This window comes from Exiguobacterium sp. USCH10, from assembly GCF_037619445.1.
Taxonomy (GTDB): domain Bacteria; phylum Bacillota; class Bacilli; order Exiguobacteriales; family Exiguobacteriaceae; genus Exiguobacterium; species Exiguobacterium aestuarii_A.
Genome location: NZ_JAQPZO010000004.1, coordinates 118,141 through 131,207, shown reverse-complemented (window position 1 = coordinate 131,207; position 13,067 = coordinate 118,141). Strand labels below are relative to the sequence as shown.

The 13,067-nt window shown below is 48.1% G+C and carries 14 protein-coding genes; 6 read left to right on the top strand and 8 right to left on the bottom strand.

Annotated features, from left to right (window positions below):
* Both PQI28_RS08940 and PQI28_RS08935 read left to right on the top strand, forming a co-directional pair.
* The gene (locus PQI28_RS08940) at positions 1-1,029 is read left to right on the top strand and encodes a DUF58 domain-containing protein (protein WP_074034458.1); all 1,029 of its coding nucleotides are present in this window, start codon (positions 1-3) and stop codon (positions 1,027-1,029) included.
* Entirely contained in the window at positions 1,026-2,003 is a 978-nt protein-coding gene (locus tag PQI28_RS08935; RefSeq protein WP_339963063.1) for a hypothetical protein, read from the top strand. The genes PQI28_RS08940 and PQI28_RS08935 overlap by 4 nt, the downstream gene beginning before the upstream one ends.
* 41 nt (positions 2,004-2,044) lie before the next feature.
* On the opposite strand, the gene cls is transcribed toward PQI28_RS08935, so the two are convergent.
* Positions 2,045-3,511 (bottom strand): cardiolipin synthase, encoded by a 1,467-nt coding sequence (gene cls / locus PQI28_RS08930; protein WP_339963061.1) that lies wholly within the window; start codon positions 3,509-3,511, stop codon positions 2,045-2,047.
* Positions 3,512-3,620: 109 nt separating this feature from the next.
* Here cls and PQI28_RS08925 point away from each other — a divergent pair, with 109 nt between their 5' ends.
* The gene (locus PQI28_RS08925; protein ID WP_339963060.1) at positions 3,621-4,841 is read left to right on the top strand and encodes a cation:proton antiporter; all 1,221 of its coding nucleotides are present in this window, start codon (positions 3,621-3,623) and stop codon (positions 4,839-4,841) included.
* A 47-nt stretch (positions 4,842-4,888) separates the two neighbouring features.
* On the opposite strand, the gene PQI28_RS08920 is transcribed toward PQI28_RS08925, so the two are convergent.
* On the bottom strand, positions 4,889-5,671 hold the full coding sequence (locus PQI28_RS08920; protein WP_339963059.1) for a LysM peptidoglycan-binding and 3D domain-containing protein: 783 nt from the start codon (positions 5,669-5,671) through the stop codon (positions 4,889-4,891).
* Positions 5,672-5,879: 208 nt separating this feature from the next.
* On the opposite strand from PQI28_RS08920, the gene PQI28_RS08915 reads away from it, so the two are divergent.
* Complete coding sequence (locus tag PQI28_RS08915) at positions 5,880-6,140, top strand: DUF1294 domain-containing protein (RefSeq protein WP_339963058.1); 261 nt, start codon at positions 5,880-5,882, stop codon at positions 6,138-6,140.
* 150 nt (positions 6,141-6,290) lie between these two features.
* A complete protein-coding gene (locus PQI28_RS08910) occupies positions 6,291-7,085 on the top strand; it encodes a helix-turn-helix domain-containing protein (RefSeq protein ID WP_339963057.1) in 795 nt (264 codons plus the stop codon).
* A 16-nt stretch (positions 7,086-7,101) separates the two neighbouring features.
* Here PQI28_RS08910 and PQI28_RS08905 read toward each other — a convergent pair whose 3' ends face one another.
* Positions 7,102-7,860, bottom strand: a complete 759-nt coding sequence (locus tag PQI28_RS08905) for a glucose 1-dehydrogenase (RefSeq protein ID WP_339963056.1) — start codon at positions 7,858-7,860, stop codon at positions 7,102-7,104.
* A gap of 181 nt (positions 7,861-8,041) precedes the next feature.
* On the opposite strand from PQI28_RS08905, the gene PQI28_RS08900 reads away from it, so the two are divergent.
* Positions 8,042-8,893 carry an alpha/beta hydrolase gene (locus PQI28_RS08900; protein ID WP_339963055.1) on the top strand — a complete coding sequence of 284 codons (852 nt, stop codon included), beginning with the start codon at positions 8,042-8,044 and terminating at the stop codon, positions 8,891-8,893.
* A gap of 153 nt (positions 8,894-9,046) precedes the next feature.
* On the opposite strand, the gene PQI28_RS08895 is transcribed toward PQI28_RS08900, so the two are convergent.
* From PQI28_RS08895 to bglA, 5 genes are all read right to left on the bottom strand, one after another.
* Positions 9,047-9,271 carry an excalibur calcium-binding domain-containing protein gene (locus PQI28_RS08895; RefSeq protein WP_339963107.1) on the bottom strand — a complete coding sequence of 75 codons (225 nt, stop codon included), beginning with the start codon at positions 9,269-9,271 and terminating at the stop codon, positions 9,047-9,049.
* Positions 9,272-9,424: 153 nt separating this feature from the next.
* Complete coding sequence (locus PQI28_RS08890; RefSeq protein ID WP_251125564.1) at positions 9,425-10,243, bottom strand: SDR family oxidoreductase; 819 nt, start codon at positions 10,241-10,243, stop codon at positions 9,425-9,427.
* Positions 10,244-10,331: 88 nt separating this feature from the next.
* Positions 10,332-10,655, bottom strand: coding sequence for an ArsR/SmtB family transcription factor (locus PQI28_RS08885; protein ID WP_339963054.1), 324 nt, complete (start codon positions 10,653-10,655; stop codon positions 10,332-10,334).
* Positions 10,656-10,724: 69 nt separating this feature from the next.
* Positions 10,725-11,534, bottom strand: coding sequence for an MBL fold metallo-hydrolase (locus PQI28_RS08880; RefSeq protein WP_339963052.1), 810 nt, complete (start codon positions 11,532-11,534; stop codon positions 10,725-10,727).
* Between the two features lie 92 nt (positions 11,535-11,626).
* Positions 11,627-13,063 carry a 6-phospho-beta-glucosidase BglA gene (gene bglA / locus PQI28_RS08875; RefSeq protein ID WP_339963051.1) on the bottom strand — a complete coding sequence of 479 codons (1,437 nt, stop codon included), beginning with the start codon at positions 13,061-13,063 and terminating at the stop codon, positions 11,627-11,629.
* Positions 13,064-13,067: the final 4 nt, after the last annotated feature.

Here is a 13,067-nt window from a genome sequence, read left to right as displayed (position 1 = left end):
ATGCAGTTAGTCAGCCCACGCTATCTCGAATCCGGATACATGTGGCTCTTGTTTGTCGTCGGGGTCTTCACTGCGCTATATGGGAATGTCTTGATCGCGAGCCTATTGATCGGCTTCAGTCTCTATGCCTTGGTCATGCCAGCTTTCATGTTTCGGTTAGCGGAGCATGTGCATGTCGACCTCACCGAGGAGTTAAAACTATTCCCGAACGACGACGCCGTCTACGTGTTAAAACTCATATCCACTGCAAAAGTACCACTCGGAGTCGTACGTCTATCCGGTTATTTACATCCGACCGTCGAGTCGGAAGGTCACGCGTTTTGGCGCCAGGAGAACTTTGTCGAGACGAATGCAACCGTCGACTTTACCATCCCGCTCCATGCCAAGAAGCGCGGCCCCATCCGTCTTGAGGCAATCGGGATGGAAATTCGTGACCCGCTTCGTATGTTCTCTCTATACAAGGAAGACACACTTCCCCGAATCGGTTATGTGTTCCCAGAGTTTTCACCGTATCCGATCCCGAAACGGCCACCTACCCTCCCTGGTGAAGAGATGGTCCGACATAGCGCCTATCGTGATCCGGAAACGTTCCAGTCGGTTACCCCGTATCACGGGCAACCGATGCGACAGTTGTACTGGTCCGCTTATGCAAAGACAGGGGAACTGCTTGCCCGCACAGAGCAACCGGTCCAAGCGAATGAGTATGTGATCGTCCTTGATTTGTTGACGAAAGACGGACGAGCCCTCACCTATCAGATGGAGCGACTCATCTCTCAAGCGGCAGCCCTCTGCCGTGATTTCGAGAAAGAGAACGCGAGTTACGGTCTCATCGTCCCGACGCTTACGAAAGATGGGATCACATACGACCTACCGCCTGGAAGCGGCGAGGTGCATTTCCGTAAGATCATGACGACGTTCGCCTGTCTGTCGGAGAGCGATTTTCCATTGGCACGCTCCTTGTTCGAACGAAAAGTCGCCAAGTATAGCGGGAATCAATCGATTTTACGGTTAGGGGGTGACGGTCAATGAGATGGCTATGGTGGGTCTTCGCGGCATTTTATATCGGTCACGTGTTTCCGCTCCTCTTTTTATTGACGCTACGTCTCTCTCGGAACACACAACTTATCGTGCAGACGGTCCTTTCGATCGGTGCCCTGTACTTCTCATACGAAATGAGCATTTTGCTTTTGGTCTTCACGTACGTGCATGCATTTATCCGAACGTTGGATTGGACGGACCGTTACGCGATGGCGAGTGTCCTGTTCTTAGTGGTCGACTGGTTATTCCCACCGGCGACCCAGCCGCTCGCGATGGTGCTCTTTCCGTTCATCTTTTTGATCTGGCAGCGGAACCTTTACTATCGTCGTGACTATAAGCGCATGGTGACGATGCTTGCTCTCGGGCTAGGAATCGGGTTAGCCGTCTCCCTCATCATCCGTACGATCAAAGAGCTGTTGTTTGGGAATGTCATCGCCTGGATCAGTCCTTTCTTCTTATGGATCGGCAGCTGGTTCGACGGCATCACACTCGATCCGAATGACCGTGTGAACCGCTTCCTCGTGCCAGATAACCCAAACATCGATGCGGAGACAGTGTCACAGGAGACATTACTCCAGTCCGCTTCGAATGAGTCACTCTTTTTCATCGGTATCTTTGTTGTCACCTTGTTGATTGGTGTCGGTTTGTTCTTCTATTTACAGAAGCGAAAAGACATCCAGGAAGACGGGATGATTCCAAAGAGTATTCATCACCCGACGCTCTCAGATAAACGAATCGTTCGTTCCCCAAGACAGATTCAGCTTCTCGAAACGGGACGGAAACTCGAACAAGTGCAACCACGTCTCCGTGAAGAGACGGTATCTGACTGGTTACAACGAATTGAGTTCACGAACCACACCTTATATGCTGAATGGTTAGAGGCAGCGGAATATGGAGACAAGGAAGCCCCGAAAGACGTCAATGAATCATTCGAGCGTCTTGTCGCACAATTGAAGAAACGCTAAAAAACATCCGGTGAGGACTTTCCTCTACCGGATGTTTCGCGTTATAGGATCGGGCTGAGCAGGCGTGACACGCTCTCTTTAAATCGAATCCAACGGGTCCTCGACTCGTATCGCTCAATCGTCAACCGTTCGGCACGGGATTCGTCCCGTTCGAATGCATCGATGACCGATTGTGCGACATCTCGGTCGAAGACGAGTGCTGAGATTTCAAAGTTGAGACGGAAGCTTCGCGCATCGATATTCGTGGTCCCGATGGAAGCGACCTCTCCGTCAATTACGAGCGTCTTCGCATGGAGGAACCCTTCCTCGTACGTAAAGACCTCGGCCCCGTAGCGTACGAGTTCCGCCGCATTCGCATAAGTCGCCCAGTAGACAAACATATGGTCCGGCTTGTTCGGAATCATCAGTTTGATTTTAGTACCTGCCATGAGGGCAATCCGACAGGCATCAAGGAAGCTCGCATCTGGTATGAAATATGGTGTTTGAATGTAGATGCAATCTTTTGACTGCGTAATCATTTTGACGAGCATGTTCTTCAGGTGCTCCGTCGAGGAGTTCGGTCCCGAGGTCACGATTTGAACCGGTGAAGCATGATGTGAGATTCCCTCGGTCGGCCAGACAAAGTCGTCTTTCCGTGCTTTCGTTTTCGTCGGGACTGAGCGATTCCAATCTAAGATGAACCGTTCTAATAATTCTTTCACGGCGTCGCCTGAGATTCGTAAGTGAACGTCCCGCCAATAGCCGAAATGCTCATCTTTCCCGAGATATTCATCCCCGACATTGAAACCGCCGATATAACCGATTTCGCCGTCAATGATACAGAGCTTTCGGTGATTTCGGTTGTTGACGCGGAAATTGATTCCGAGTTTGGACGGGAAGAACGATTTGACTTCTCCACCGTGAGCGAGTAGCTCCTTAAAGTGTTTATGTCTTAATCCTCTCGATCCAACAGCATCATAAAGGAGACGGATGCGTACCCCTTGTTTCGCCTTCTCCGTTAACAGACGAATGAGAGACTGACCGAGCGGGTCGTTTTGGATGATGTAATATTGAATGTTCACTTCTTTCGTCGCGTGCTCGATGTCTTGAAACATTTTGTCGAACTTTTCCGTTCCGTCGTGCAGGACGGTGATATCGTTGTGGAATGACATCAGCGCATTCGTCGACACGAGGTTCAGACGTGCCAGCCGACGATATTTTAAAAGAAGCGGATGATTGAACGGGGCGAGCGAACGGTCGAGTTGTTCGAGTTGTTCTTCGACGTGGTGGTGATACGCTTCGCGTTTCTCTTCTTCCACTTCATAAAAGTTTTGAGACTTGATCAGTCGGCCGAAGAAGATGTATACGAAAAAGCCAATGAGTGGTAAGAAGAAGAGAACGAGCAGCCATGCCCACGTCGTACCGATATCCCGCCTCTCAAAAAAGATGATGGTGACGGCGAACGTGAGGTTAAGCAATAAGATGAGCCATGTCAGTATGACGATGATGAGTCCGATTGTTACTTCCATCGTATCCCTCCCTTTCCTTCAATTCTTACCCGAAATCGGGCATGCTTAGCAGATGTTTTTCATGATATGGGTATACATATATGAGGAAGCGATGAAATGGAGGGTGTTTATGGAAGACATGATGATCGGATTCAGCTTACTTGTCCTCATCGGCGCACTTTCGCAGTTGATTGCATGGCGTTTTGACTTCCCAGCCATCTTGATCATGACGGTTGCAGGTATCCTGGTCGGTCCGATTTTCGGATGGTTAGAGCCAGACTTGATATTGGGTGATTTATATAGCCCGCTCATCTCGATCGCCGTGGCGCTCATCTTATTTGAAGGCAGTCTCAGTCTCGAGTTTAAAGAGATTGATGATTTAAGAAAGCCAATTTTTCGTCTCGTTACCGTCGGTGTCTTCATTTCGTTTATCCTGACCTCTATCTTATTGATTTGGATTGGAGATTTTCATTGGTTGCCGGCTTTCACACTGGGGGCCATCTTCGTGGTGACAGGACCAACTGTCATCATTCCGTTATTACGTCAAGCAAACTTATCAGTTCGACCTTCGAAAGTGTTGAAGTGGGAAGGGATTATTGTCGATCCACTCGGTGCATTGATGGGTCTCTTCGTCGTACGGATCGGCTTTATTTTGTATCAAAATGACGGACTCGCGAGCCATCTACCTTTCTTTTGGTCCTGTATCGTCGCCGTCGCTTTTGGGATTGCCGTCGGACATTTACTCATCCGCTTGTTCGGGAATGAGAAAGTCCCAGAATATTTACGGACGACGTTGACGTTCTCCGGAGTCCTTCTTGTCTACTCCATCAGTGAATGGGTCATGCATGAAGTCGGACTGTTGGCCGTGACGGCGATGGGCTTGACAATGGCGAACTCTAAACATGGACATCTCCACATTTTGAAACAACTTCGTGAATTTAAAGAAAATATCTCTATATTACTCGTTTCCACCGTGTTTATCATTCTGACCGCCAGTTTGACCCGTGACAGTTTACTTGCCATCTTCGACTGGCCGCTTCTCTTGTCGATTCTAGCAATTTTGTTTATCGTACGCCCCGTTTCGGTGCAATCGTCGTTACTCGGCTCGTCATTGACGACGAAAGAGCGGGCGCTCATCAGTTGGATTGCCCCACGCGGGATCGTCGCCATGACGGTGACAGGATTTTTCGCACAAGAGATATCGGAATTAGGGATTGAAGACGCAGGTAGGATGCTACCGACCACGCTCGGTCTCGTCGTTATCTCAGTCGCCTTGCATGGATTGACGATTAAGCCGCTCGCCAAACGATTAGGTTTGACGAAAGTGAAGAATCCTTGGGAAAAGGGCTAGGCACAAAAAAGACACCGCCCGATGGCAGTGTCTTTGATGAGCTTGAATTAGTTCAAGACTTTGATTGTGATTGATTGACGACCGAAGTTGAGCGCTTGCTCTTGTGTCGGCATCAAGATATCAATTTTGTTACCTTTGATGGCACCACCAGTGTCTCCTGCGATTGCTTCTCCGTATCCTTCAACCCATACTTTAGAGCCGAGCGGAATGACAGAAGGGTCGACCGCGATGACTTTTTGGTTCGGGTTCGAACGAACGTCGATACCTGTCGCTGTGATACCAGAACATCCAGCGCAGTATGGTGTATAAGCTGTTGCTTCAACAGTCATTGTCTTACCTGAAGCCGGAGCTTGGGTTTGCGTTGTAGACGATGCTGTTTTTGTTACTGGTGCTGATGTTGAAGTCTTAGGTGCTGATGTTTTCGCATCATTCGCTACAGATGCAGCTGCTGCACCTTTCACGGCGAACTCTTGTCCTGGGAAAATAAGATCTGAATCAAGACCGTTCCAAGTCATCAATTGATTGACAGAGATCCCGTGGTTCAATGCGATACGATAAAGTGTATCACCTGATTTAACTGTATACGTTTTAGATGCAGTAGAAGCTTTCGCTTCTGCCTTTCCAAGTTTCAAGACTTGGTTCGGGTAAATCATATTTGAGTTTAAGCCGTTCGCTTGTTTAATGTCGTTTACAGAGACGTTGTTGTTCACGGCGATACGATAGAGTGTATCTCCAGACTGAACTGTGTGTGTTGATGCTGCCGAAGCTGGAGCAGCGACTCCTAAACTAAGGCCAGCGAGTGCCGTTAGTGTCAATAGTGGTTTTTTCATAAGAATATTCCTCCCTTTTCTAACGCCCCCTTACTGTAACACCTCTATATTTCATAGCGATTACAGGACGATATGAGAGTCATATCAGTTCATTTACAGAACAATTCACGGGGATGAGAGGTTTCAGAAAATTGTTTTAATCTATAAAAACGGCTTTGTAGAGCCATTTTACGATATAATCAAGAGAGAAATAAGGAGGTTTTGGTCTTTGGAACTATTACTGCTATATTACATTGTGACTAATTTACTAGCGTATGTGTCATTTTTTGTCGATAAACGACGGTCTCGCGTCGGGGCTTGGCGCATTTCGGAGCGTACGTTATTGACGATGGCATGGATTGGTGGGGCATTCGGTGCTTATTTGGCAATGCGCATCTTCCGACATAAGACATTGAAGCCTAAATTCCGGATCGGGGTACCTGTTGCCATTCTCGTCCACGCGGCTTTTACAGGGTGGCTCATCTTTTAAGCATTATATAGAAGAAACACAATCATGACTTAGATTACAGGGATGGAGAAAATGTTGGATTCGTCCCTGTTTTTGGAGGAATCAAAGTATTTGACCCGTTAAAAAAGAAACGAAATATCGGAAAACTACCGAAACGAGGAGATTGTCATTTTGGAAAGCACGATACTGACGAATCAAGGGGCATCCACATTTACCATCACGAATCAGTTCACGGTACTATTGATTGAATCAGGGATCGTCGATATTCGGGTGAACGGAGAGGATATAAAACTTGTTTCAAAAGAAAGCGTCCTGTTGGCATCTGGACAAAGTTATGTCGTACAACGGACGGAAGAGACTTCGCAAATCGTCAAACTTGAATTTGATCCATATGAGTTGTTCCATCCTAGATTGTCCGAAGAATATGTAACCCCATATCTTGCAGGCGACAAATCCATACATATCTTAAAGAGAGAACGAACACACCGCTCCATCGTTCAAACGATTGAACAAGTCGTTAACCATTTGCAGGTAGACGGACCGCTTAAACGGATGGATGCGACACTCCAATGTGCGGTGATCTGGCGTTATTGGATTCAGCAAGATAACCAAGGAATGAATAACGAGAAAAAACTGGAGAGTCTTCGAAACATGCTGGCATATATTCAGTTGCAGCTTGAAGATAAACTATCGTTAGCGCAAATCGCGACTGCGGGTAATATAAGTCGTAGCGAATGTTGTCGGCTGTTTACAACGTTCGGGAACACCTCCCCGCTTGCGTATGTTCAAGTTAAGCGGATGGAACGGGCCGCAATCCTATTAGAGGATTCGACTGAATCGGTTGCTGAGGTCGCCAATCGCCTGAGCTACTCAAGCGTCAGTCACTTCGTCCAGACATTTAAATCACATCATTCAATCACCCCGCTCGCCTATCGAAAAAAATATCAAACGAAAAGAGCCGAATGATTCCGGCTCTTTTCGTTTATCTTGCCGTCCAACCACCATCCGCTTTCAACACATCTCCATTTACAAAACTTGAATCGTCTGACGCTAAAAAGAGCGCGACGTTCGCGATTTGTTCGGGTTCACCCATCGGTGCTTCCCCTGCACCTTGGATGGCACGCATCCCGAGTTCGCTCGGAGCGGTGATGGTCGAACCGATATTCGTGTTGACACCACCCGGCGCGATGGCATTTGCCCGAATCTTGCCGAGCGTCCCATGGGTCGCTGCGATGTTTTTCGTCAACCCGATCAAGGCATGTTTCGATGACACATACGATGCACCACCTCGTGTGCCGAACAATCCTCCGACCGACGCGTTATTAATGATGACCCCGCCACTATCTTGTTTCTCCATTACTTGAATGGCGGCACGTGATAGTTTCATCGGTCCGGTCAAATTGACAGCAAGGACTCGGTCCCATAGTTCATCCGTCACTTCCCCCACTGTCATAAAGTTGTCCATGATGCCCGCATTATTGACAAGAATGTCGACTGACCCGAACGTTTCTTTCGCCGTATCGACGAGACGGTCGATATCCGTTTGATTCGTCACGTTACCCGCGATGCCGACGACATCCCCGCCTCCCGTCTTCATCTCTTCGACCACCGCCTGCACAGCATCTTCATTCATGTCGAATGCGACGACCCGTGCGCCTTCCTTCGCAAAGAGTTTAGCGATGGCCCTACCCATACCAGAGCCGGCCCCGGTGACGATTGCTGTTTTCCCCGAAAGTTTCATCCATCATTCCTCCTTTAAATGCAAGAGCAAATATGATGCGTGATGATAGAAATCGATCTATCACTAAGTTATGCCCTCATTTGTTCACGAACATCGTGAGAAAGATGGCAAAATTTCTTCAATTGATATTCAATCCTCTTTATACTTATATGGAAGCCACTATTAATAGAGGAGAGATGATGTGCGACAATTTAAAGCAACCATCCACGGTCAAGGTGATTCTATTCTATTCCTTCCCGGTGGCGGATTTACCGGGTCTCAAGGTCAACAGTTTGTCGAAGCCTTACATAAACAATTTGAAATCCATCTGTTAGATTTACCTGGTTTTGGTGAAAGTGAAGGACTACATACATATGCGACCTCTAAAGTACTCGCGGACTGGGTCGAAGCGTATCGAACTTCACGAAAACTGGAGTCCATTCGGTTGATCGGACATTCGATGGGCGGAGCCATCGCGCTTGCTTACGCGGTCCATTACCCAGACCAGGTCAGACGGTTGATTCTCCTCGACCAAGGCCATAAACCGAATGCCATGATTCCTTTTCGTGAATATGGCGTATTCGGATTCGCTTTCCCCCTTTTGCGATTGCTCTATCAAAGTTCCCCTAGTCGCCTCATGAACTGGATTGAAGCTCGCATGAACAAGAGTGATTCCGTATTTTCCGAGGAACGGTTCCAATTGTTCTGTCAACGGATTGGGGTAGAATCAACACCAATGATTCGAACAGCTTTCGAACAGCCCGCTCGTCTGTCGACCGGTGGCCTACATTTATTGTTCGGATACGACGGACTAGACTTTAAAGATTTGTTCCGACGGGTCAAAGTCCCGACGCAACTCTATTATGCGGACTTCACAGGTGTTGATTTGAAGGAGGCGAAACGAACGCTCCGTCATGTCAAACGAGCGGAACGAGAAATTCATCCCTCTGTTCAATTGATTGCCGTCCCAGGCGGGCACTTCGTCCAGTGGAGTCGTCATTTCTCGATGGGACACGTTGAGCGGTTCTTACATACAGAAGAAGGCAGCGGATAATTCTCCGCCGCCTTCTTCTTTCGTCATGATATCCAATTGTGACTTAGGAGCCATTCGTAGAGCTGGTGTTGTAGCTCGGGATGGAGCGGCTCCTTGATGTGACCGTACGTAAAGCCCCCTCGAATGGCGGCTGATGCGATGCACGACTTGAGATTACCGTTCACAGGCGATCCCGTCTTTGTCGCGGTCTTTTGATTGATTCGCGTCATATAAGGCTTTATTGACATAAGGCGTATAGCGCGTCTTGCCACCTTTGTTTTTGGTCGTCTTCGACTTGGCCACGCCCCCTTTATACACTTTGTTCAGCTCTGTGCAATTTTTGAAGCGTTTCGCCGCAGCATCGACCGACTCTGTCGGTGTTGCCGTCAATCCAATCATAAGAATGAACGTCGATAGTGCCAGTGAGACTTTTTTCATCAAATCCCTCCTCTTACAAGTTATATCGGGTGATTTTGTGTGATATTTATCATTGAATGAGTGGATGAAAAAATTCTTTTTAACACTGATGAAGTTCAAAACAGATACTTGTTGTTAGTTTTTCTCTACGACACGTCGCACGATGGAGAAAAACAATCGGTTCGGGAGATAACGCTTCAACACAATCAACAGTCCCGCCTGTTTACCTGATGGATAGCGGAGACGCTTCTTCCGGTCGGTCGCTGCACGCCAAATCGTCTCGGCGACGACGTCCGGGCCTTCAGCGTTCGCACCAGCGGCATTCGTGTTATGGAGCGCGACTTCCGTATAGTTATCATATACGTCGAGCGGTTGGTCACGGACGAGTTCCTGGGAACGACCATAAAAGTCTGTCTTGATTGGTCCTGGTTCAATCAATTTCATATCAATGTTAAACGGTGCCAGTTCAAACTGAAGCGATTCGATGAACCCTTCAATCGCCCATTTTGAACTGTGATACAGACTATAGATTGGGAATGTGATTTGACCACCGACCGAAGAGACGGTCACAATCCGTCCGCTACGTTGTTTACGGAAATACGGGAGAGATGCCCGGATCACATTCATCACACCGAAGACGTTTGTATCAAACTGACGCTGAATCTGTTCAGGAGAGGCTTCTTCAAAAATCCCGACCGCTCCGTACCCGGCATTATTCAATAACACATCGATTGTGCCGTGATCCGAGACGATTTGTTGAAAGGCGTCACGAATGCTCGATTCGTTCGTCACATCTAGCTGATAGAGCGATACCCCTTTTAGGTTGGACAGTTCTTGATGGTCTTCAGGACTTCGCATCGTTGCGGCGACATGCCAGCCTCGTTTGCTGAACAATTCGACGGTCGCTCGACCAATCCCGCTTGATGCTCCCGTGATAACAATGGTTTGATTCATTTTCATTCTCCTCTTAATGTTTATATGTTTAAACTTTTAAACGTATTAGTGGAAAAGAAGCCTTTCTCTTTGTTTCCAAAAAGAAAGGTCATAAGATACATTCATCTTCGATCGCACGTGTCAGTGCTTTGAGCAGTCCGACCGCATCCTCGAGGGTCAAGAAGTAAAAGTTCTCTGTCCCGATTTTCTCGGAAGAGACGATACCTGCTTGTCGCAACAGTTTGAGGTGATGCGAGATGGCCGGTCTAGACAACTCGATCTTTTCATCAATCTGATTGACGTTCAATCGCTCATGTCTGGCGATCTCGACGATGATGCGTTGACGATTGACGTCGGCTAATACTTGAAACAATGGGATTGCATCTTCAAATAAAGATAGCGATGCCTCTTGTGTTGTATCTGGTTGTTTCATATTCATCACTCCGTTTAAAAGTTTAAACGTTTAATCATGTATTCAGAATACTAGGTGATTCGCCTTCTGTCAACGAAGTTGTTCGTAAACTTCTCGGAGAATACTTGAAATCATATGTCTGGAGTCATAATCTCGCTTGGAAATTTGGACGAGCGGCGACGGGTCAGGGAAAAGGTTAGCGTTGATATCGTCAATTGTATAGCCCGCAGCGGTTTTCGTTAACACGTCATCGGTCAAACGTTCTAGATAATCGAGCTTTTTGCTTAATTGCTCCCTTCCCTGTTCGAGACGCCCGGCATGCTGGCAGTACACTTCCTCAAAATCGAGGGACAGGACACGCTTGAGCGAACGGATTTGTTCAGGGACAGACTCCTCTGGAATCATGACCTTCGGATACGGATGCACGAACAAATCACCTGAAAACAGTCGACCGTTCTCCTCGTCATATAAGACGACATGATTCGGTTCATGACCGGGTGTATGGATCACCTGATAGGTATGATGTTCTGACGTGATCTGATTGTCGTGATAGGCAATCGGCTGGAACGGTTCCGGATCACCGGAGAAGCGTGCCCGATAAGCGGGGATATCTAGCCCCGTTATGCACATGTCTCTGGCAGATTCATGTATGTAGATTGGCACGCGATAAGTTTGTTCGAGCCATGCGGCCGTCCCAATGTGGTCTTCATGTGGGTGTGTGATGCTAACGAGGTCAATCGGAACCGACTCATAAAAGGATTGGAGAGCGGGGAGCATCGTACGCGTCCCGGTATCGATGATCATCCCATCGAGATAATACACATACATCGACATCTCGAATGGACCGTTCTTTACTTTGGCGCAAACTGCCGTCACTGGTCCATGTTGCTTCACTTGCATCATTCTTCCCTCCTAACTCTCACTTTTCTTTATTATAGCGAAAAAGAGCAAAGACCTGCATACATTTCACAGTTCTTTGCCCCCTGTTTCACTTACAGTTCTTCCCCATTCGTCGCGATGACCCGCTTATACCAGTCGAACGAATCTTTCTTCATCCGCTCCATCGAGCCGTTCCCTTCATTGTCGCGGTCGACGTAAATCATCCCGTACCGTTTCTTCATCTCTCCCGTCGTGAACGAGACGATGTCGATGATGCCCCAAGGCGTGTACCCGATCAAGTCGACCCCGTCATAGAGGACGGCGTGCTTCAATTGTTCGATATGTGCCTTCAAATAATCGATTCGGGCCGCGTCATGAATCTTCCCGTCGACAATCTCATCGACGGCACCGAATCCGTTTTCCACGATGAAGAGTGGAATTTGATAGCGGTCATACAGACGATTGAGCACATAACGGAGACCGACCGGATCGATGGCCCAGCCCCAGTCACTCGACTGGATGTACGGGTTCTCGACGCCGTTCGGAAGACCACCGTTGACGATATCACCGCTGTTGTCCGCAACGACATCACTTTTCACGGTCGTCGACATATAGTAGCTGAAGCCGAGATAATCGACCTTTCCGTTCTGTAAAATCTCTTCGTCCCCTTCAAGGATCGGGATGTTGTAACCTTCACGTTCGAACTCGTTCAACGCGTAACTTGGATAAAACCCACGTACTTGCACGTCCGGGAAGAAATAACGTTGACGCATCATCTCTTCGGCCAACATGACGTCGTCCGGGTTCGATGAATACGGATAGATCGGAACGTGAGAGACCATGGCCCCAATTTCAAAATCCGGATTGATTTCTTTCCCTTTGGCGACGGCGAGGGCACTCGCAATCAGTTCATGGTGTCCCGTCTGATACATGACTTCACGCGCGTTCTCCCCTTCTTCTAGAAGGACACCTGAATTCGTCCATAAGAAGAGTGGGTTGTTGACGTCCATCTTGTTGTTGATTTCGTTGAAGGTCATCCAATACTTGACCTTGTCTTTGTAGCGGTTGAAGCAGACCTCTGCAAAACGGACGAAATGGTCGACGACGGCACGGTTGCGGAATCCGCCGTACTCACGTGCGAGGTGGAGCGGCATCTCGAAATGCGAGAGTGTGATGATCGGTTCGATGTCATGTTTGAGTAACTCATCGAACAAATCATCATAAAATTGAAGACCCGCCTCGTTCGGTTCTGCATCATCACCATTTGGGAAGATGCGACTCCATCCGATCGAGGTACGCAAGCATTTCAATCCCATTTCGGCAAAAAGCGCTACGTCTTCTTTATAACGATGATAGAAATCAATTGCCTCATGGTTTGGGTAGAATTCGTTCGGCTCAACCTTGTCCGTGATCCGACGCGCGACACCGTGTGCGCCTGCTGTCAAGACGTCGACGACGCTCGGTCCTTTTCCGTCAGCGTCCCAACCACCCTCGAATTGATGGGCGGCGAGTGCGCCTCCCCATAGAAAATCTTTCGGTAACGTCTTCATCCTC

What these genes read in the sequence shown, in the direction of transcription:
- PQI28_RS08920 (WP_339963059.1), bottom strand. Translation starts at nt 5,671, where the DNA reads ATGAAAAAACCACTATTGACACTAACGGCACTCGCTGGCCTTAGTTTA.
- PQI28_RS08890 (WP_251125564.1), bottom strand. Translation starts at nt 10,243, where the DNA reads ATGAATCAAACCATTGTTATCACGGGAGCATCAAGCGGGATTGGTCGA.
- PQI28_RS08895 (WP_339963107.1), bottom strand. Translation starts at nt 9,271, where the DNA reads ATGATTGGATTGACGGCAACACCGACAGAGTCGGTCGATGCTGCGGCG.
- cls (WP_339963061.1), bottom strand. Translation starts at nt 3,511, where the DNA reads ATGGAAGTAACAATCGGACTCATCATCGTCATACTGACATGGCTCATC.
- PQI28_RS08935 (WP_339963063.1), top strand. Translation starts at nt 1,026, where the DNA reads ATGAGATGGCTATGGTGGGTCTTCGCGGCATTTTATATCGGTCACGTG.
- PQI28_RS08940 (WP_074034458.1), top strand. Translation starts at nt 1, where the DNA reads ATGCAGTTAGTCAGCCCACGCTATCTCGAATCCGGATACATGTGGCTC.
- PQI28_RS08885 (WP_339963054.1), bottom strand. Translation starts at nt 10,655, where the DNA reads ATGAAACAACCAGATACAACACAAGAGGCATCGCTATCTTTATTTGAA.
- PQI28_RS08905 (WP_339963056.1), bottom strand. Translation starts at nt 7,860, where the DNA reads ATGAAACTTTCGGGGAAAACAGCAATCGTCACCGGGGCCGGCTCTGGT.
- PQI28_RS08880 (WP_339963052.1), bottom strand. Translation starts at nt 11,534, where the DNA reads ATGCAAGTGAAGCAACATGGACCAGTGACGGCAGTTTGCGCCAAAGTA.
- bglA (WP_339963051.1), bottom strand. Translation starts at nt 13,063, where the DNA reads ATGAAGACGTTACCGAAAGATTTTCTATGGGGAGGCGCACTCGCCGCC.
- PQI28_RS08925 (WP_339963060.1), top strand. Translation starts at nt 3,621, where the DNA reads ATGGAAGACATGATGATCGGATTCAGCTTACTTGTCCTCATCGGCGCA.